Genomic DNA, 19532 nt, shown 5'->3' on the forward strand with positions numbered 1-19532 from the left:
GATTTCCCTGGCCACAACAAGTGGAGGTTTTATAACAAGCCTCCTGATCAGTTGCAAGTGACAATCTGGCGCAAACCCGCGCCACATCACGCATTGCGACTCATCATGAGTACCCGATCGGTGGTCAAGGCTACTTCCGTTATCCGGCGCATGCAAGCCTTAACCACCCCCCGAATGCGCCAAATTTGCGGCGCATCAACATTTACACGACAGAAACGCGTTCGAAACCCTGCGGATTGTCCTGCAACGCCAGTGCAAGCACCTCATCAATCCAGCGAACCGGATAAATTTCAAGGTCTTGTTTGACATTGTCCGGGATCTCCTCGAGATCTCGTTCGTTCTCTTTCGGGATGAGCACACGCTTGATACCGCCACGGTGAGCCGCCAGCAGTTTCTCCTTGAGACCCCCTATGGGCAGCACTTCGCCCCGCAGGGTGATCTCGCCGGTCATGGCCACGTCGGCACGCACCGGGTTGCCGGTGAGGCTGGAGACCAGGGCGGTACACATGGCGATACCGGCACTCGGGCCGTCCTTCGGGGTCGCCCCTTCCGGCACGTGCACGTGGATGTCGCGCTTCTCGTAGAAATCGGCATTGATGCGCAGCTTCTCGGCACGGGCCCGCACCACCGTCATGGCGGCCTGGATGGACTCCTGCATCACGTCACCGAGGGAACCGGTATAAGTGAGCTTGCCCTTGCCCGGCATGTTGGTGGTCTCGATGGTGAGCAGATCGCCCCCCACTTCGGTCCACGCCAGCCCGCACACCTGACCGATCTGGTTCTGGCTGGTGGCCTTGCCGTAGTCGAAACGCTGCACCCCGAGGAACTCCTTGAGGTTCTCCTGATTGACCTGAACATGCTTGATGCTCTTGTCCAGCAGGATGCGTTTGACCGCTTTGCGACAGATCTTGGAGATCTCGCGCTCCAGGCTACGCACCCCCGCCTCGCGGGTGTAGTAGCGGATGACGCCGATCAGGGCGGAGTCTTCGATGGTGATCTCGGACTCCTTCAGGCCGTTGCGCTGGATCTGCTTGGCCACCAGGTGCTGCTTGGCGATGTTGAGCTTCTCGTCCTCGGTGTAACCGGACAGACGGATCACTTCCATCCGGTCCAGCAGCGGACCCGGGATGTTCATGGAGTTGGAGGTGGCCACGAACATCACGTCCGACAGGTCATAATCCACTTCCAGATAGTGATCGTTGAAGCTGCTGTTCTGCTCGGGATCCAGCACTTCCAGCAGGGCGGAAGCGGGATCGCCGCGCATGTCCGAGCTCATCTTGTCGATTTCATCGAGCAGGAACAGCGGGTTCTTCACGCCGACCTTCGCCATCTTCTGGATGAGCTTGCCGGGCATGGAGCCGATATAGGTGCGGCGGTGACCGCGGATCTCCGCCTCGTCACGCACGCCGCCGAGCGCCATGCGCACGTACTTGCGACCGGTCGCCTTGGCGATGGACTGACCGAGCGAGGTCTTGCCCACACCGGGAGGCCCGACCAGGCAGAGGATGGGGCCCTTGAGCTTGTTCACCCGCGCCTGCACCGCCAGGTACTCGAGGATGCGATCCTTGACCTTGTCCAGGCCATAGTGATCCGAATCCAGCACCTCTTGGGCCTTGGCGAGATCCTTCTTGACCTTGGAGCGGGCCTTCCACGGCACCTGCACCATCCAGTCCACATAGCTGCGCACCACTGTGGCTTCCGCGGACATGGGGGACATCATCTTCAGCTTGGCAAGCTCGGCCAAGGCCTTCTCACGGGCATCGTCCGGCATCCCCGCCTCGTCAATCTTGCGATTGAGGGCTTCGAATTCGTCCGGACTGTCTTCCAGCTCACCCAGCTCTTTCTGGATGGCCTTCATCTGCTCGTTGAGATAGTACTCCCGCTGGCTCTTCTCCATCTGCTTCTTGACCCGGGAGCGGATGCGCTTCTCGACCTGCAACAGATCGATCTCCGACTCCATCATGGCCATCAGAAACTCGATGCGCTCGGACACAGAGGCGATTTCCAGCACCTTCTGCTTGTCTTCGAGCTTGAGCGGCATGTGGGCAGCCATGGTGTCAGCCAGGCGCGCCGCATCATCGATCGCCGAGATCGAGGTCAGCACCTCGGGCGGGATCTTCTTGTTGAGCTTGATGTAGCCTTCAAACTGGCCGATGGCGGAGCGCACCAGCACATCCTGATCCTTCTCCTCGATGGGGGCAGACGCTATGTACTGCGCCTCACCGACGAAGAAGTCCTTGTCATCGATCATCCGCTCAAGACGGGCACGCTGGCCCCCTTCCACCAGCACCTTGACGGTGCCGTCAGGCAGCTTGAGCATCTGCAAAATGTTGGCCACTGTCCCGACGGAGAAGATCTCCTCCACCGTCGGCTCGTCAGTTGACGCATCCTTCTGGGCCACCAGCAGGACTTTCTTGTCCTGCTCCATGGCCGCTTCCAGACAGCGAATGGATTTTTCCCGCCCCACAAAGAGTGGAATGACCATGTGGGGGTAAACCACCACGTCACGAAGAGGCAGGACGGGAATCTCGATGCGTTCTGAACGCTCTAGGTTCATATATGTCCTCTCGGCTTGTTATACCGTTGGCAAAGCGCTTGGCTGAGTATATGGGGGCGCAAAGATGAGATTCAATCGCCTTGGCCGTAAAAAGCATGAAAGGGGCAAAATGCCCCTTTATGTGATTAAAAATCAGTCAGTTACTCTGACGCTGCGGCCTGTGTCTCGGGATTGTCGTAGATCATCAGGGGGGCGGAGTCCCCCTTGATCACCGTCTCGTCGATCACCACCTTGCTGACCCCTTCCAGGGAGGGCAGGTCATACATGGTGTCGAGCAACACGGCTTCGACGATGGATCTCAGGCCACGGGCACCGGTCTTGCGCTCCATCGCCTTGCGCGCGATGGCGTTCAGGGCGTCGTCACGGAACTCCAGCTCCACCTCTTCCAGGGCAAACAACGCGGCATACTGCTTGGTCAGCGCGTTCTTCGGCTCTTTCAGGATCTGGATGAGGGCCGCTTCGTCCAACTCGGTGAGGGTCGCCACCACCGGCAGACGACCGATGAACTCGGGGATGAGACCGTACTTGATCAGATCTTCCGGCTCCACCTTGGCAAAGTTCTCGCTTAAGGTCGCCTTGGCATTCTTGGATTTGACGTCGGCACCAAAGCCGATGCCGGTCCCCTTGACGGAACGCTGCTCGATCACCTTGTCCAGGCCGGCGAAGGCGCCACCACAGATGAAGAGGATCTTGGAGGTATCAACCTGCAGGAACTCCTGCTGCGGATGCTTGCGGCCCCCTTGTGGCGGCACGGAGGCGATGGTGCCTTCGATCAGCTTCAGCAGTGCCTGCTGCACCCCTTCCCCGGAGACATCGCGGGTGATGGAGGGGTTGTCCGACTTGCGGGAGATCTTGTCGATCTCGTCGATGTAGACGATGCCGCGCTGGGCCTTCTCCACGTCGTAGTCGCACTTTTGCAGCAACTTCTGGATGATGTTCTCCACGTCCTCGCCCACATAACCGGCTTCGGTCAATGTGGTGGCATCGGCCATGGTGAAGGGCACATCCAGCAGACGGGCGAGCGTCTCGGCCAGCAGGGTCTTGCCGCTGCCGGTCGGGCCAATCAGCAGGATGTTGGACTTGCCAAGCTCCACACCACCGGACTCGCTGCCGCTGCGCAGACGCTTGTAGTGGTTGTAGACGGCAACTGCCAGCACCTTCTTGGCGTACTCCTGCCCGATCACGTAGTCGTCCAGATGAGCGCGGATTTCATGAGGGGTCGGCAGCTCGCTACCATCGCGCTTGGGAGAGATCTCGCGGATCTCCTCGCGGATGATGTCGTTGCACAGCTCGACACACTCATCACATACGTAGACGGAAGGGCCAGCGATCAGCTTACGCACTTCATGCTGGCTTTTGCCGCAGAAAGAGCAATAAAGCAGCTTGTCGCCCTCACCCTTGCGTTTCTCTGTCATTCAGCGACCTCGTTTTATCAATAGAGGATGGATCGTCCTGTTGAGTTTACAACAGGACGGGATACCCTGCTCAGCCGCGCTGGCTCAGGATGCCGTCAACCAGACCATAGGCCACGGCCTGCTCGGCCGACATGAAGTTGTCACGGTCGGTGTCGCGTTCGATGGTGGCCATGTCCTGTCCGGTATGGAAAGCCAGACGATCGTTCAGGGTATTCTTGATTTTCAGGATCTCCTGGGCATGGATCTGGATGTCAGATGCCTGGCCCTGGAAACCGCCCAGCGGCTGGTGGATCATCACCCGAGCGTTAGGCAGGCAGAAGCGCTTGCCCTTGGCACCGCCGGCCAGCAGGAAGGCGCCCATGGAGCAGGCCTGCCCCATGCAGACGGTGCTGACGTCCGGCTTGATGAACTGCATGGTGTCATAGATGGACATCCCCGCAGTGACGGCACCACCCGGCGAGTTGATGTAGATGCTGATGTCCTGATCCGGGTTTTCGGACTCCAGGAACAGCAGCTGAGCCACCACCAGATTCGCCATGTGATCCTCAACCTGACCGGTCAGGAAGATCACCCGCTCCTTGAGCAGACGGGAATAGATGTCATAGGAACGCTCCCCTTTCGCCGTCTGCTCGACCACCATAGGGATGAGCGCATTGCGTGGGGATTCAGTCACATCGTTATAGTTCTTGTACATAAGGCATTGTCCCTAAAATAAAATGGCCCGAGTGGAGATCACACGAGCCATTATACTTAACAGTTTTGACCTTAAGTCAAATGTTCTTAGGCAGCGGCACCGGACTTGTTGATCACTTCGTCGAAGGCAACTTCTTTCTCGGTCACTTGTGCCTTGGACAGGATCAGGTCGATGGCTTGATCTTCGATGGCCAGGTTACGAACGCCGTTCAGCATCTGCTCGTTCTTCTGGTAGTACTCGATCACTTCCTTCGGATCTTCGTAGGCAGTGGCCATGGACTCGATGATGCTGGTCACACGGGCGTCGTCGGCCTTGATCTCGTTGGTGCGGATGACGTCACCCAGCAGCAGACCGACGCGTACGCGACGCTCGGCTTGCGCCTGGAACAGCTCGGCCGGCAGCTCGGGGGCGTTGCCGCCCTGGAAGCCACCGAAACGCTGCAGGGCTTGCTGACGCAGGGCGTCGATTTCCTGGGCAACGGCAGCCTTTGGCAGATCGATCTGGTTGGCTTCAACCAGGCCGTTCAGAACCTGCTCTTTCACGCTGTTCTTCAGGGCTTGAGCCAGTTCGCGCTCCATGTTCTTGCGCACTTCGGCTTTCAGCTCTTCGACACTGCCGCTCTCGATGCCAAAACGCTTGACGAACTCTTCGGTCAGCTCAGGCAGCACCTGCTCTTCAACCTTGTTCAGCTTGGAGGCGAACTTGGCCGCTTTGCCCTTCAGGGCTTCGGCGTGGTAGTCAGCCGGGAAAGTCACCTCGATGGTGAACTCGTCGCCCGCTTTCTTGCCCAGGATGGCGTCTTCGAAGCCAGGGATCATGCGGCCGGCGCCCAGTTCCAGAGTGAAACCTTCAGCCTTGCCACCGTCGAACTCTTCACCGTCGATGGAACCGACGAAGTCCAGGGTGACACGCATGCCATTGGCGGCAGCGGCATCGACGTCAGACCAGGTGGCGTGCTGCTTGCGCAGGGTGTCGATCATGTTGGCCAGGTCGGCATCCTTGACGGAGGCAACCGGCTTCTCGACCTTGATGCTCTCGAGACCGGCGACTTCAAACTCCGGGTACACTTCGAAAGTGGCGGTGAATTCGAAATCCTGGCCTTCCTTGATCTCTTTCGGATCCATGGTCGGCGCACCGGCCGGGCTCAGTTTGCTCTCGATGATGGCCTTGATGAAGTTGTTCTGCATCATTTCATCGGCAACGCGGGCATGGGCCATGGCGCCGAACATCTTCTTGATGATGGCAACCGGAGCCTTGCCAGGACGGAAACCGTCGATGCGACGAGTCTTGGCCAGGCCATTCAATTCTTTACGCACGGCAGCGTCAACGGTAGCAGCCGGTACAGTGATGGTAAGACGGCGTTCCAGACCTTGGGTTGTCTCTACAGAAACTTGCATTCTTTTACCTCGTTCAACTCAGCACTGTGTGCTGACCCTTTATTACCCCTGGGCAAAACCCGGAGTCTTCCTGTTTATAAAGACAACGACTGTCTTTGTGATGAGAAAATATGACGCGACATTATAGCGGCGCACATTGGTCGCGTCGAGCCGCACATCCCCCATCCGGGGCACAGACAGCACAATTTGCGCAAGACTGCCTCCTATATGGGGAAGCCTTGCGCCGAGTTCAAGCATCAGGTTCGCAATAATTTGCGCTTGCTCACCCTTTTGCACGTCACGCTATGCTTTTTTCATCTCCCGGCGTCATCGGGAGAGCCGCGGTCAGGGGGTCTGCGACCCAAATTGTCCGCCTTCTCGCATCAGCCATTGCGTCCCTCGGCGCCGCTCGCTATGGTGACTGCCAATTTATGAGTCTGGAGAGACCCACATGTCCTTTTTCCGCTTCTTGTTCAATCTGCTCTGGTTTGTACTGGGGGGCGTCTTTATGGGGCTGGCCTGGTGGCTGGCCGGGCTGCTCTGCTTCGTCTCCCTGATAGGGATCCCCTGGGGGCGCGCCTGTTTCGTCATCGGTACCTTTACCTTCTTCCCGTTTGGCAAGCAGGCGGTCAACCGCAAGACAATGACGGGGCAGAGCGACATAGGCACAGGTGCCCTCGGGATGATTGGCAACATCCTCTGGTTCCTGGTGATCGGCGTCTGGCTGGCCATAGGTCACATCGCCTCGGCCCTGGCCTGCTTCGTGACCATCATCGGCATCCCGTTCGGCATCCAGCACCTCAAGCTGGCCCTGATTGCCCTGGCCCCCATAGGCCAGATGGTGGTGACCAACCACGAGGCCGAATCCGGTCGCTATATTCGCTAAGCAAGAATGCATCGCCAGGCTATGCCTGGGATGTCAAAAAAGGGCAGACTAGGGTCTGCCCTTTTTCATTGCCCCAGTTCGAGGTCCTCCATGCTGCCCAGCCACTTCTTCGCCAACCTCGCCCGCATGCGGCTCATCTACCGCTGGCCCCTGATGCGCAACATACAGCCGGAAAACATCGCCGAGCACAGCCTGCAGGTGGCCATGGTGGCCCACGCCCTCGGCGTCATCAGCAACCGGCTGTTTGATGGCAAGGTGGATGCCAACCACGCCGCCGTGATGGCCCTCTATCACGACAGCAGCGAGGTGCTGACCGGCGATCTGCCGACCCCGGTCAAGTACTTCAACCCCGAGATAGCCCGCGAGTACAAGAAGATTGAACTCGCCGCCGAACAGCGCCTGCTGGGCATGCTGCCTCCCGAGCTGATGGAAGACTTTCGCCCCCTGCTCGACTCCGCTGCCCAGGACGACGCCCTCGCCCGGCTGGTGAAGGATGCCGACACCCTCTGTGCCTATACCAAGTGTCTGGAGGAGATAAATGCAGGCAACCGGGAGTTCGAGCCCGCGCGCAAGCGCCTCGAACAGATGCTGGAGGCCAGGATGAACCCGGCCATGCGCTACTTCATCGATGTGTTCGTGGCGAGCTTCTCCCTGCCCCTCGATGAGCTCAACGCCCACTAAGCCAGTCGGAACGACCAGAAGAGAGAAGGGCCTGCCGGTGCAGACCGGCGGGCCCTTCTTTGTTCAGCATATTGCCAGGCTTGGCAGACTTGGCCCTCGGATCAGTGACCCAGCTCCCGGGAGGGCACCAGACCGCTGGCCCGCCAGGCGGGATAGAGGGTGGCCAGCAGACTCATCAGGATGGCGGCACTGGTCACTATCACCAGATCCTGCATGTGCAGCTCGGTCGGCAGGAAGTCGATGAAGTAGATGTCCGGGTTGAGGAAACGATGGCCTATAAGCTGTTCGATACCGCTCAGGATCTGGGTCAGCTTGCTCGAAAGCAGCCCCCCCAGCAGGGCACCGAGCAAGGCCCCCGCCACCCCGTTCACCATCCCCTGGATGACGAAGGTGAGCCGGATCTGGCCCGGGCTCGCCCCCATGGTCTTCAAGATGGCGATCTCGCTGCGCTTCTCGTTCACCGCCATCACCAGGGTGGAGACGATGTTGAAGCAGGCCACCGCCACCACCATCAGCATCACCACGTACATGACGGTGCGCACCATCTGGATGTCCTGATAGAGATAGCCCTGGCGGCTCATCCAGCTGCTGATGTAGACGTAGTGCGGGAATTTGCGGGCGGCCGCCACCGTGATGGACTGCGCCTTGAGCACGTCGTTCACCTTGAGGCTGAAGCCTTCCACCGCGCTACCCATGCCGGTGATGGACTGGGCGTCGGCCAGGTGCATGAAGCCGAGCACGCCGTCGAGCTGGCCGCCTATCTCCAGCAGCCCCACCACGGTCAGGGTCTCCCGCCGGGGATTCTTGATCCCCGTCTCGTCTCCCCCTTGGGGCAGCAGCAGGGTCACGGGGTCACCTATCTTGACCCCCAGCTTGTCGGCTATGGTCTTGCCGAGGATCACCCCGTGCTCGCCCGCCTCCAGTTCACGAAAACCCAGCCCCGTCATGTAGTTGCCTGCATCCGACAGGTTCGCCTCGAGCTCGGGCAGCACGGCACGCACCTGCACCCCCTTGATGGCGGAGCCGTGCTCCAGCAGGCCATCGAGGCGGATGACCGGGGCCGCGGCCTCGATCCCGGGCTGGGCCAGCAGGTAGTCCCGAAGCCTCGGCCAGTCGGGCAGCGGCGCCTCCATGCCGATGAGTTCCCCGTGAGGCACCACCGAGAGCACCCTGTTTTTAAGCTCCCGCTCGAAGCCGTTCATGGCGGAGAGGCCAAGAATGAGGGCCATCACCCCGAGGGCAATGCCGATCAGGGAAGAGGCGGAAATAAAGGCGATGAAGCCGTTGCGACGGCGGGAGCGGCTGTAACGCAGGCCCAGAAAGAGGGGCAGCGGCTTGAACATCAGGCGACCTCCGCCATGATGCCGCTCACCAGGGTCACCCGGCGGTGCAGCTTGGCGGCGAGGCTCAAGTCATGGGTGACCACCACGAAGGCCGTGCCCAGCTCCCGGTTGAGCTCGCAGAGCAGTTCGTACACCGCAGTGGCGCTGGCGTGATCCAGGTTGCCGGTGGGCTCGTCCGCCAGCACCAGGCTCGGCTCGTTGACCAGGGCACGGGCGATGGCCACCCGCTGGCGCTCGCCACCGGACAGCTCGGAAGGCCTGTGATTGAGACGGTGGGAGAGCCCCACCCGCCCCAGCATCCGGGTCGCCTTGTCGGTGGCGCTCGCCACCGACTCGCCGGCGATCAGCAGCGGCATGGCGGTGTTTTCCAGCGCGGTGAACTCGGCCAGCAGGTGGTGGAACTGATAGACGAAGCCCAGCTCCTGATTGCGAAAACGGGCCTGGGTCTTGCTGTCCCAGTGGTGGATATCCTGCCCCTTGAACAGCACGGCGCCGCTCGAGGGGTTGTCCAGCGCCCCCATCAGGTGCAGCAAGGTGGTCTTGCCCGAGCCCGAGCTCCCCACCACCGCCAGCATCTCGCCGGGGGCGACGCAGAGATCTATCCCCTTGAGCACCTGGGTCTCCAGATTGCCCTCTTTATAGACATGGTTGAGGGCCTGACAGCGCAGCAGAGGCTCGCAGGACTGGGGTTCATTCATAACAGGGGCTCCACTTATACCGGTGACCACATTGGCACCAGTCACAACGCCGGCACTCGCACCGGAGGTAACAACAGAAGATGATGGATTCACAGCGCTATTCATAACGTAATGCCTCGGCCGGTTTGACCCGGGCCGCACGGGCCGCCGGATAGAGGGTGGCACTGAAGCTCAGCAGCACGGCCCCCAGCAAGATGGTCATGACCTGGGCGGGTTCGACGATGACCGGCAGACCGCTGCCCCCCGCCGCCATATAGAGGTTGAGCCCCATCGCATCGAGCAGGGGGTTGAGTCCGAACGACAGGGCCAGCCCCGCCAGACCGCCGAACAGGGCGCCGATGACGCCGCTCGACGCCCCCAGCACCATGAAAATCTTGACGATCCCCGACTCGCTCATGCCCATGGTACGCAGTATGGCCACCTCCCCTTCCTTGTCGGTGACCACCATCACCAGGGCGGAGAGGATGTTGAAGGTGGCGACCGCGATGATCAGCACCAGCATCAGCCCCATCATGCGTTTCTCCATGGCCACCGCCTGGAAGAGTTCACCTCGCTCCCGGCGCCAGTCCTGCCACTCCAGCCCGTCCGGCAGCGCGGTTTTGACCACCTGGTCGGCGGCGAAGGGATCGTCGAGCCAGAGGCGGATGCCGCCCACCGTCTCCTCGGGCAGGCGCAGCAGGCGCTGGGCGTCCCCCAGGGCAATCAGCGCCACCTGGCTGTCCACGTCGGCGCCAACCCCGAAGATGCCGGAGACGGTGAAGATCCGCTGGGCCGGTACCCGGCCAAAGGGGGTGAAGCGGGTCCCTTCGGTCAGGATGAGACGCACCTCGTCGCCAATGGAGACCTTGAGGCGGTTGGCCACCCCCTGCCCCAGCACTATGTGGTATTGGCCGCGCTGCAGGCTGTCCAGCCGCCCCCCCAGCATCTGGGCATGGAGGATGTCATCCTTGGGCCAGCGGGCCGGATCTATCCCCTGCACGCTCACCCCGGTGAGCTGGCCCGGGCTTTGCAACATGCCTTCGCTGTCGAGCATGGGGGCCGTGGCCACCACGTGGGGCAACGTGTCGAGATCGGGCAGGCCGGGCGGATGGGCATCGATGCGCCCCGCCGGATTGGTCACCACCACGTGGGGGATCACCCCGAGAATGCGCCCCTTGAGCTGCCCCTCGAACCCGTTCATCACCGAAATGACCACCATCAGGGCAGCAACCCCGATGGCGATGCCAAAGGTGGAAAACAGGGAGATAAAGGAGACGAAGCGGTTACTGCGTCGCGAGCCTGCATAACGCAGGCCTATGGCCAGCGAGAGTGGCTGAAAAAGTCCGGTCTTCAAGGATATCTACGTTGCCAACAAAATAAGATGCCGGATAATAGGGTCTGTTGACGCCTCAACGCAAGCCGCGTTGCCGCAGCAGATGACGCCGGGGCTGGCGCAATGGCCCATTCCCCTGAGCCCGAGAGGCCGCCCATGGCGCCATGTTTCGCCCGATGCGAGGCCCCCGCCGCCATGTTGCGCCGCCAGACGGGAGAGCCCCTGGGACGGCCGGAGATGGCGTCTCGCGCCAGATCGGGGACGCCGCCGCGGGGCAAGGTCAACAGCGCCTTTAAAAATCGTCTATAACAACAAGGGATAGCCTCCATGCAGGAACAGTTCTTCAGCGTCACCCATGCCACGCCGGTCAATGTGATCCCCATGCCGGCCGACTTTCACCTGCCGACGCTGGAGGCCCTTGATGCCGAGCTGCCCGAGCCCTTTCGCATCGCCTCCGCCATCACCTCCATCGATCTGGTGAGCAGCCGGTTGCTGCGCAACCAGAACGAGTCCATGCACGATCTGGTGGAGATCATCAACCAGCAGTCCCGCAAGATCGACATGATCATGGGCTTCGTGCTGGCGGCGCAGGACCACCCCGAGCATCGCTTCCACACCCTGCGCTTTGGCGCCGGTCAGCTCACCTACCTGCACCCGCACCAGGGGCACGGCGAGCCGCCGCAGCTGAACCAGCTAGTGCGGCTCAAGATCTTCCTGCGGGAAGAGGCCTCCGCCGTCTACTGCTATGGCGAGGTCAAGCAGCGGGAGCCCGGCGAGCACGGCACCCATGTGGTGCTCGACTATGTGCGGATCCGCGAGGATGACAGGGAGCTGCTGGTGCGTGCCAGCCTGCATGTGCAATCGAAACAGCTCAAGCTGCGTGCCCAAGAGCGTCAGCGCTAATCACAGCCAACGTCAACGTTAAAAGAATCGAACGATGCCAATGAAACTCCCCGCCTTGCCCGCCAAAGCGGGCCAGAAATTGACTCTGGGCCAGCTGGTCGGCAGCAGCCTGGCGCTGGTTGCCGCCCGCCTCACCCGGGAGGCCAACCGCCCCGTCCTGCTGGTGACCGCCGATACCCCGAGCGCCCTGCGCCTCGAACAGGAGCTTGGCTTCCTGCTGGCCGATCAGGGTTGCCCCGTGCTGATGTTCCCGGACTGGGAGACCCTGCCCTACGACACCTTCTCCCCCCATCAGGACATCATCTCTCAGCGGCTCGAGACCCTCTATACGCTGCCGCAGATGAGCAGCGGCGTGCTGATCGTGCCCATCTCCACCCTGATGCTGCGCACGGCGCCCCAGGCCTATCTCGACAAATACAGCCTGATGGTGACCAGCGGCCAGCGCCTCAACCTGCAACAGTTGCGGGGACGGCTGGCCGAGGCGGGCTATGTGGCGGTGGAGCAGGTGCTGGAGCACGGCGAGTTCGCCGCCCGCGGCTCCCTGCTGGATCTCTTCCCCATGGGCAGCAGCCGCCCCTATCGCATCGACTTCTTCGACGACGAGGTGGACTCCATCCGCCCCTTCGATCCCGAGAGCCAGCGCTCCAGCGAGCCGGTCAAGTCGGTGAGCCTGTTGCCCGCCCGGGAATTTCCCACCGACGAGGCCGCCATCGAGCTGTTTCGCGGACAGTTTCGCGAGCAGTTCGAGCTGTCGCGGGCGGAGGGCTCCGTCTATCAGGAGGTGAGCAAGGGGCGCTGGCCCGCCGGCATCGAATACTATCTGCCGCTCTTCTTCAGCCAGACCGCCAGCCTGTTTGACTACCTGCCGGACAACACCCTGCTGCTCACCGTGGGGGAGATCTACCCGGCGGCCCAGCGCTTCTGGAACGACATAGGCCAGCGCTATGAGGACAGGCGCTGGGACAACACCCGCCCCCTGCTGCCCCCCCAGCAAATTTACCTGCCGGTGGAGCAGCTGTTTGCGGCGCTCGGCCAGTATGGCGCCGTGCGCCTGCAGGAGGCCGCCACCGACGGCGGTGCGGGCCAGCACGACTTGCCCATAGCCCCCCTGCCCGACCTGCAGCTCGATCACAGCAAGGAGCAGCCCCTGCTGGCCCTCAGCCAGTTCCTGCAAGGCTTTGCCGGCCGCACCCTGTTTGCGGTGGAGTCCGAGGGGCGGCGCGAGGGGCTCGGGGATCTGCTGGCGCGGATCGCGCTGCAACCCAGGGAGTTCGCCTCCCTCGAGGAGTTCGTCGGGAGCAAGGCGCGTCATGGCCTGCTGGTCAGCCCGCTGGAGCGGGGCTTCCTGCTCGAACCCGCCGGGGCAGAGGCCCTGGCCCTCATCACAGAGACCGAGCTGCTCGGCGGCAAGATCAGAAGCAAGCGGCAGCGGGAGAAGAGCAAGAACCTGAGCTCGGATGCGGTGATCAGAAACCTCGGCGAGCTGACCCAGGGCCAGCCCGTGGTGCATCTGGATCACGGGGTCGGCCGCTATCTCGGGCTCGAGACCCTGGATGCCGGCGGCCTGCCCACCGAGTTCCTCACCCTGGAATACGCCGGTGGCGACAAGCTGTTCGTGCCGGTCACCAACCTCCACCTCATCAGCCGTTACACGGGGTCGGATAACCCCCCCAGCCACAAGCTCGGCGGCGAGGCCTGGGTCAAGGCGCGGCGCAAGGCGGCGGAGAAGGTGCGCGACGTGGCGGCCGAGCTGCTGGACGTCTATGCCCATCGCGCGGCGCGGGCCGGCTTTGCCTTCAAGCACGACAAGGAGAGTTACCGCCAGTTTGCCGCCAGCTTCCCGTTCGAGGAGACAGAGGATCAACTCAACGCCATCAATGCGGTGCTGGGGGACATGTGCCAGGCCAAGAGCATGGACCGCCTGGTGTGTGGCGACGTGGGCTTTGGCAAGACAGAGGTGGCGATGCGGGCGGCCTTCGTGGCGGTGCACGGTGGCAAGCAGGTCGCCGTGCTGGTGCCCACCACCCTGCTGGCCCAGCAGCACTACGACAACTTCCGCGACCGCTTCGCCAACTGGCCGGTGCGGGTGGAGGTGCTGAGCCGCTTCCGCTCCGCCAAGGAGCAGACCAGCGTCTTGAAGGAGCTGGCCGATGGCAAGGTGGACATCATCATAGGCACCCACAAGCTGCTCGGCTCCGAGCTCACCTTCAAGGATCTGGGGCTGCTCATCGTCGATGAGGAGCATCGCTTCGGGGTGCGCCAGAAGGAGAAGATCAAGGCGCTGCGCGCCGACGTGGACATCCTCACCCTCACCGCCACCCCGATCCCGCGCACCCTTAACATGGCGATGTCCGGCATGCGGGATCTCTCCATCATCGCCACCCCGCCCGCCAAGCGGCTCGCCATCAAGACCTTCGTGCGCCAGCACGAGCCGGCGGTGGTGCGCGAGGCGGTACTGCGGGAATTGAAGCGCGGCGGTCAGGTCTACTACCTGCACAACGACGTGGAGAGCATAGAGAAGTGCGCGGCGGATCTCGCTGAGCTGGTGCCGGAGGCGCGCCTTGGCATCGCCCACGGCCAGATGCGCGAGCGCGACCTCGAGCGCATTATGTCGGACTTCTACCACCAGCGCTTCAACCTGCTGGTGTGCACCACCATCATAGAGACCGGCATCGACGTGCCGAGCGCCAACACCATCATCATGGACAGGGCCGATCACCTCGGTCTTGCCCAGCTGCACCAGTTGCGGGGCCGGGTCGGCCGCTCCCACCACCAGGCCTATGCCTACCTGCTCACCCCCCATCCCAAGCTGATGACCAAGGATGCGGCCAAGCGGCTGGAAGCCATCGCCTCGCTGGAAGATCTCGGGGCCGGTTTTGCGCTCGCCACCCACGATCTGGAGATCCGGGGCGCGGGCGAGCTGCTCGGCGACGATCAGAGCGGCCAGATCGAATCGGTGGGCTTCACCCTCTACATGGAGATGCTGGAACAGGCGGTAGAGGCCCTCAAGCATGGCAAGGAGCCGTCGCTGGAGCAACTCATGAGCCAGCACACCGAGGTAGAGCTGCGCCTGCCGGCACTGTTGCCGGACGACTACATACCGGACGTCAACATGCGTCTGTCCATGTACAAGCGCATCGCCAGCGCGGTGGACGAGCAGGAGCTGCGCGAGCTGAAGGTGGAGCTCATCGATCGCTTCGGCCTGCTGCCGGAGCCGACCAAGACCCTGATGGAGATCGCGGCCTTCCGCCAGCGGGCCACGGCGCTGGGCATTCGCCGGGTGGAGATGAGCGATCGCGGCGGCTACCTGGACTTCACCCAGGAGACCAGGGTCAACCCGACCTATCTGGTAAAACTGCTCTCCGAGCAGCCACGTATCTATAAAATGGATGGACCCACCCGATTGCGCTTCCAGGTACCGAACCAGGAGAGAGCCATGCGGCTGAAACTGGTGGATGCCCTGCTGACGGATCTCGCCAGCCACGCCAACCCCTGAGGGGGGGGGGTGATGAGGCGGCCAGCCACTTACCCAAATAAAACGGGAGCCATATCGGCTCCCGTTTTTTATGTGGCTATTGCCGCGACCATGGCGACAAACCGGGCATCACCCCTGACGGGCCGGATCCTCGTGGGCGGAGAATTCCCGCATGAAGGCCTCGGCCCGCTCCACCATCCTGGTGGAGCCGACGAAGTAGGGGGTACGCTGGTGCAGCGCCGTGGGCTGGATATCCATGATGCGGCCAAAGCCGTCGGACGCCTTGCCACCGGCCTGCTCCACCAGGAAGGCCATGGGGTTGCACTCGTAGAGCAGGCGCAGCTTGCCGTTCGGGGAGTTGGTGCCGGACGGATAGATGTAGATGCCGCCCTTGAGCAGGTTGCGATGGAAATCCGACACCAGGGAGCCGATGTAGCGGGAGGTGTAGGGCCTGTGGGTCGCCTCGTCACGCTCCTGGCAATATTTCAGGTACTTCTTCACCCCGTCCGGGAACTTGATGTAGTTGCCCTCGTTGATGGAGTAGATCTTGCCCTCCTCCGGGATGCGGATGTTCTCGTGGGAGAGGCAGAAGCAGCCGATGGAAGGGTCGTAGGTGAAGCCGTTGACCCCAAACCCGGTGGTGTAGACCAACATGGTGGAGGAGCCATAGACCACGTAACCGGCGGCCACCTGGCGGTTGCCCGGCTGCAGGAAGTCCTCCAGGGTCACCCCGGCCCCCGGCTTGCTGACCCGGCGGTAGATGGAGAAGATGGTCCCGACCGAGACGTTGACGTCTATGTTGGAAGAGCCGTCCAGGGGGTCTATCAGCACCACGTACTTGGAGTGGCGGGAGAGCTCGGAATCGAAGGAGACGAAGTCCTCCTCCTCCTCGGACGCCATGCCGCACACCTCGCCACGGGCCTCGAGGGCCGCCTTGAAGCGCTCGTTGGCGTAGACGTCCAGCTTCTGCTGCACCTCCCCCTGCACGTTTTCGGCCCCCATGGAGCCGATGATGTCCGCCAGCCCCGCCTTGTTGATCTCCCGGTTCACCACCTTGGCAGCCAGACGAATGGAGCTGAGCAAGGAGGTCAGCTCGCCGGTCGCGGTAGGGTAGTCCGCCTGCTTTTTGACGATGAACTCGCCCATGGTGATCATGTTTCGCATTCTTGTTCCTTTAAGATCGTTTCCGTTGGCCGTTGAAAACGTTTGCAAGTGTCGGCAAAAAAAGTGCCGATCCTCGGCAGCGTTGTTTTGTAACCTAATGTAACGCCTGTTTTTTGTTTTTGCAGCGAATTAAGCCGCCGTATAAATCGCCAGAATACCGCGCCACCACGGGCTTTCACCGTGAAAAAAGGGTGCCATCCGGCATCTTTCATCATGTTAATTCGTGACAAGAATGCTATTTCACCCCGCCCCTCCCCGTCCGCGACTCTCTCCCGGCACCCGCCGCTCCCCCTCTTGAGATCTCCTCCTCGATCCAGCACACTGGCTCGGCTTTGGAAGCAAAAAAACATAAGGATATTCAATGAAAAGGACTCTCATTGCCGGCGCGGTTGCCGCCCTGATCTCCCTCCCCGCCCTGGCGGCCCAGGTGCCCGAAGGCACCAAGCTGCTGCCCGGTGCCCAGCAAACCTTCGTGCGCAACATAGGCACAGAGCCCGCCTCCATCGACCCCCAGATGGTGGAAGAGAACGCGGGCAGCGACGTCGTCAACGATCTGTTCGAAGGGCTCTACACCCTGGATGGCGACGGCAAGCTGCAGGCGGCGGGGGCGCTCGGGTACGAGCTCGATGACTCCGGCACCGTCTACACCTTCAAGCTCAGACCCGATGCCAAGTGGTCCAACGGCGAGCCGGTGACGGCGGCGGACTATGTCTATGGCTGGCAGCGGGCGGCGGATCCCAGGAACGCCTCCAACTACGCCTGGTTCATCGAGCTGACCGGCGTCGCCAACGCCAGCGACGTGGTGCAGGGCAAGAAGAGCCCGGATGCCCTCGGTATCAAGGCCCTCGATGATCACACCCTGCAGATCACCCTCAAGGCCCCTGTCCCCTTCTTCCTGAAGACCCTCTCCCACTACACCACCTTCCCGGCCCCCAGGGCCACCATAGAGAAGTTCGGTCACGAGTGGGTCAAGCCCGGCAACATCGTCTCCAACGGTGCCTTCGCCCTCAAGGAGTGGACCCCCAACGAGCGGCTCATCGCCGAGCGCAATCCCCATTACTGGGACAACGAGCACACTGTGCTGAACAAGGTGATCTACCTGGAGATCGTCTCCGATACCGCGGCCTACAACCGCTATCGTGCGAGCGAGCTGCACTACACCACCTATCCCCTGGAGCAGTATCAGCAGATCAAGCGCCAGAGCCCGGACGAGCTGGTGAGCGCCCCCATGCTCGCCACCTACTACTACGTGTTCAACACCCAGCGCAAACCCTTCGACGACGTCAGGGTGCGCAAGGCGCTCTCCCTGGCCATCGACAGGGACACCATCACGGAGAAGATCCTGGGACAGGGGCAGCTCTCGGCCTTCAGCCTGACCCCGCCGAGCGTGGATGGCTTCGAGCTAAAACGCCCCGCCAGCGAGCTGATGAGCAAGGAAGAACGCATCAAGCAGGCCAGGACGCTGCTCGCCGAGGCGGGCTACGGGCCGCAGAATCCGCTGGACGTGGACATCCTCTACAACACCAACGAGGGGCACAAGAAGATAGCGCTGGCCATCTCCTCCATGTGGAAGCACAACCTGGGGGTCAAGGCGGAGCTCAACAACATGGAGTGGAAGACCATGGTCTCGGCCCTGAACGAAGGGGATTTCGGTGTGAGTCGCTACTCCTGGAACGGGGATTACAACGATGCCTCCACCTTCCTCGACATCATGACCTCCAGCAGCAGCGCCAACAGCGGCAAGTGGTTCAACAAGACCTATGATGCCCTGCTGGCCAAGGCCCATGACGCCAAGGATCCGGCCGAGCGCAACCGCCTCTATCAGGAGGCCGAGGCACTGATCGACGCGGAGGCCCCCATAGCCCCCGTCTACTTCTATGTGAAGTCACGGCTGCTCAAGCCCAACGTCAAGGGCTACCCCTATCAGAACCCGCAAGATCTGGTCTATGCCAAAGACCTCTATCTGACGGCGCAGTGACGCAGGCACCAGACCAAAAAGACCGCCTCCTGGGCGGTCTTTTTTTATCCTACTTCTCCTGACAGCCCGCCATCGCGAGCCGGGCCCGCCGCCGCACCCTCACAGGCTTGACCAGCAGCTGCGCCAGCAGCACTCCCAGCAGTGTCATGCCGCCGCCGATCAGGTGATAGCTGGTGAGCCGCTCCCCCAGCCAGCTGATGGCAAGGGCAGCCGTCATCACCGGCAGCAGGTTCATGAAGATGGCGGTGCGGCTGGCCCCGAGCAGGGCGATGCCCTGCATCCAGAGCCAGGGCGAGAGGGCCGAGGTCGGGATCCCCGCGTAGAGGATGAGCCAGAGCGCGCTGCCATCCGGCCAGTGCCCGTCCACCAGCAGGTAGAAGGGGGTGAGGAACAAGAGGCTGCAGAGCACCTGGCCGTAGAGCATGGACCAGTTGTCCAGCCCCAGATCCCAGCGCTTGAGCAGCACGCTGTAGAGCGCATAGGTGGCCGCCGAGAGCAGCATGTAGACGGAGCCGATATGGATGCCCTGGGTCAGCAGCCGGGTAGGATCCCCCTGCCCCAGCAGGATGGCGAGCCCCAGGATGGAGATGACGCCGCCGACGAGGGCCCCCCAGGTGGGGCGCTCGCGCAGCAGCCAGATGCTGAGCAGCACCGTCATCAGCGGGGTCAGCCCCATCATCAGCCCGATCTCGGTGGCCCCCAGGGTCTGGGCCGCGTAGTAGCCAAAGGTCTGGTTCAGCACCATGCCGAGCAGAGCCAGCATGGCCAGCTTAGAGAAACCGGCCCGCAGCTTGTCCCGCATGCGCCAGGCCCGCCGCGCGAGGAAGGGGGTCAGCACCAGGGCCGCCACCATCCAGCGCGACCAGGCCAGGGCGGCCGGCGAGAGCACCCCCACCGCCAGCTTGCTGACGATGCCGTTGCCGGCCCAGATGGCCATGCAGGAGAAGGGGAACAGGAAGGCAAGGGGCATCGCTATGTCCAGAGAAAGGGGGTGGATATTTCGCGGGAGTATAGAGAGGCAAACAGGATAAGCAAGCATGCTGATGCGGG

Annotated in this window: 15 protein-coding genes; 5 read left to right on the forward strand and 10 right to left on the reverse strand. The window is 62.1% G+C overall.

The annotated features are described in order from the left end of the window. Positions 1 to 202: 202 nt before the first annotated feature. The 4 genes from lon to tig form a co-directional block, all read right to left on the reverse strand. A complete protein-coding gene (gene lon / locus AAHB08_RS06800) occupies positions 203 to 2557 on the reverse strand; it encodes an endopeptidase La (RefSeq protein ID WP_139439393.1) in 2355 nt (784 codons plus the stop codon). 140 nt (positions 2558 to 2697) lie between these two features. Next, positions 2698 to 3972: an ATP-dependent protease ATP-binding subunit ClpX gene (gene clpX, locus AAHB08_RS06805; protein ID WP_005324108.1), complete on the reverse strand. Its 1275-nt coding sequence runs from the start codon at positions 3970 to 3972 to the stop codon at positions 2698 to 2700. Positions 3973 to 4042: 70 nt separating this feature from the next. Beyond that, on the reverse strand, positions 4043 to 4666 hold the full coding sequence (clpP, locus tag AAHB08_RS06810) for an ATP-dependent Clp endopeptidase proteolytic subunit ClpP (protein ID WP_005324106.1): 624 nt from the start codon (positions 4664 to 4666) through the stop codon (positions 4043 to 4045). Between the two features lie 86 nt (positions 4667 to 4752). Next, on the reverse strand, positions 4753 to 6063 hold the full coding sequence (gene tig / locus AAHB08_RS06815; protein ID WP_025326817.1) for a trigger factor: 1311 nt from the start codon (positions 6061 to 6063) through the stop codon (positions 4753 to 4755). 430 nt (positions 6064 to 6493) lie between these two features. Between tig and AAHB08_RS06820 the strand changes: the two genes are divergently transcribed. Both AAHB08_RS06820 and yfbR read left to right on the forward strand, forming a co-directional pair. After that, on the forward strand, positions 6494 to 6928 hold the full coding sequence (locus tag AAHB08_RS06820; RefSeq protein ID WP_342058498.1) for a YccF domain-containing protein: 435 nt from the start codon (positions 6494 to 6496) through the stop codon (positions 6926 to 6928). A 90-nt stretch (positions 6929 to 7018) separates the two neighbouring features. Next, entirely contained in the window at positions 7019 to 7609 is a 591-nt protein-coding gene (gene yfbR, locus AAHB08_RS06825; protein ID WP_139439396.1) for a 5'-deoxynucleotidase, read from the forward strand. A gap of 101 nt (positions 7610 to 7710) precedes the next feature. Here the strand turns inward: yfbR and lolE are convergent, their stop codons facing one another. From lolE to AAHB08_RS06840, 3 genes are all read right to left on the reverse strand, one after another. Further along, positions 7711 to 8952: a lipoprotein-releasing ABC transporter permease subunit LolE gene (gene lolE / locus AAHB08_RS06830; protein ID WP_342058499.1), complete on the reverse strand. Its 1242-nt coding sequence runs from the start codon at positions 8950 to 8952 to the stop codon at positions 7711 to 7713. Then, positions 8952 to 9650, reverse strand: coding sequence for a lipoprotein-releasing ABC transporter ATP-binding protein LolD (lolD, locus tag AAHB08_RS06835; protein WP_042650389.1), 699 nt, complete (start codon positions 9648 to 9650; stop codon positions 8952 to 8954). Before lolD ends, lolE begins: the two co-directional genes overlap by 1 nt. Positions 9651 to 9747: 97 nt before the next feature. Beyond that, complete coding sequence (locus tag AAHB08_RS06840) at positions 9748 to 10983, reverse strand: lipoprotein-releasing ABC transporter permease subunit (RefSeq protein ID WP_319916952.1); 1236 nt, start codon at positions 10981 to 10983, stop codon at positions 9748 to 9750. Positions 10984 to 11289: 306 nt separating this feature from the next. Here AAHB08_RS06840 and AAHB08_RS06845 point away from each other — a divergent pair, with 306 nt between their 5' ends. Continuing rightward, on the forward strand, positions 11290 to 11865 hold the full coding sequence (locus AAHB08_RS06845; protein ID WP_342058500.1) for a PilZ domain-containing protein: 576 nt from the start codon (positions 11290 to 11292) through the stop codon (positions 11863 to 11865). A 40-nt stretch (positions 11866 to 11905) separates the two neighbouring features. Then, positions 11906 to 15361, forward strand: coding sequence for a transcription-repair coupling factor (gene mfd, locus AAHB08_RS06850; RefSeq protein WP_342058556.1), 3456 nt, complete (start codon positions 11906 to 11908; stop codon positions 15359 to 15361). A gap of 108 nt (positions 15362 to 15469) precedes the next feature. Here the strand turns inward: mfd and fbp are convergent, their stop codons facing one another. Continuing rightward, positions 15470 to 16504, reverse strand: coding sequence for a class 1 fructose-bisphosphatase (fbp, locus tag AAHB08_RS06855; protein WP_139439401.1), 1035 nt, complete (start codon positions 16502 to 16504; stop codon positions 15470 to 15472). Next, positions 16492 to 16719: a hypothetical protein gene (locus AAHB08_RS06860; protein WP_139439402.1), complete on the reverse strand. Its 228-nt coding sequence runs from the start codon at positions 16717 to 16719 to the stop codon at positions 16492 to 16494. Before AAHB08_RS06860 ends, fbp begins: the two co-directional genes overlap by 13 nt. Positions 16720 to 16865: 146 nt before the next feature. Between AAHB08_RS06860 and AAHB08_RS06865 the strand changes: the two genes are divergently transcribed. Further along, positions 16866 to 18482 carry a peptide ABC transporter substrate-binding protein gene (locus tag AAHB08_RS06865; protein WP_202045403.1) on the forward strand — a complete coding sequence of 539 codons (1617 nt, stop codon included), beginning with the start codon at positions 16866 to 16868 and terminating at the stop codon, positions 18480 to 18482. Positions 18483 to 18531: 49 nt separating this feature from the next. Here AAHB08_RS06865 and AAHB08_RS06870 read toward each other — a convergent pair whose 3' ends face one another. Further along, positions 18532 to 19452: a DMT family transporter gene (locus AAHB08_RS06870; protein WP_202045401.1), complete on the reverse strand. Its 921-nt coding sequence runs from the start codon at positions 19450 to 19452 to the stop codon at positions 18532 to 18534. Positions 19453 to 19532: the final 80 nt, after the last annotated feature.

Source organism: Aeromonas sp. OTU364, from assembly GCF_038440395.1.
GTDB lineage: Bacteria > Pseudomonadota > Gammaproteobacteria > Enterobacterales > Aeromonadaceae > Aeromonas.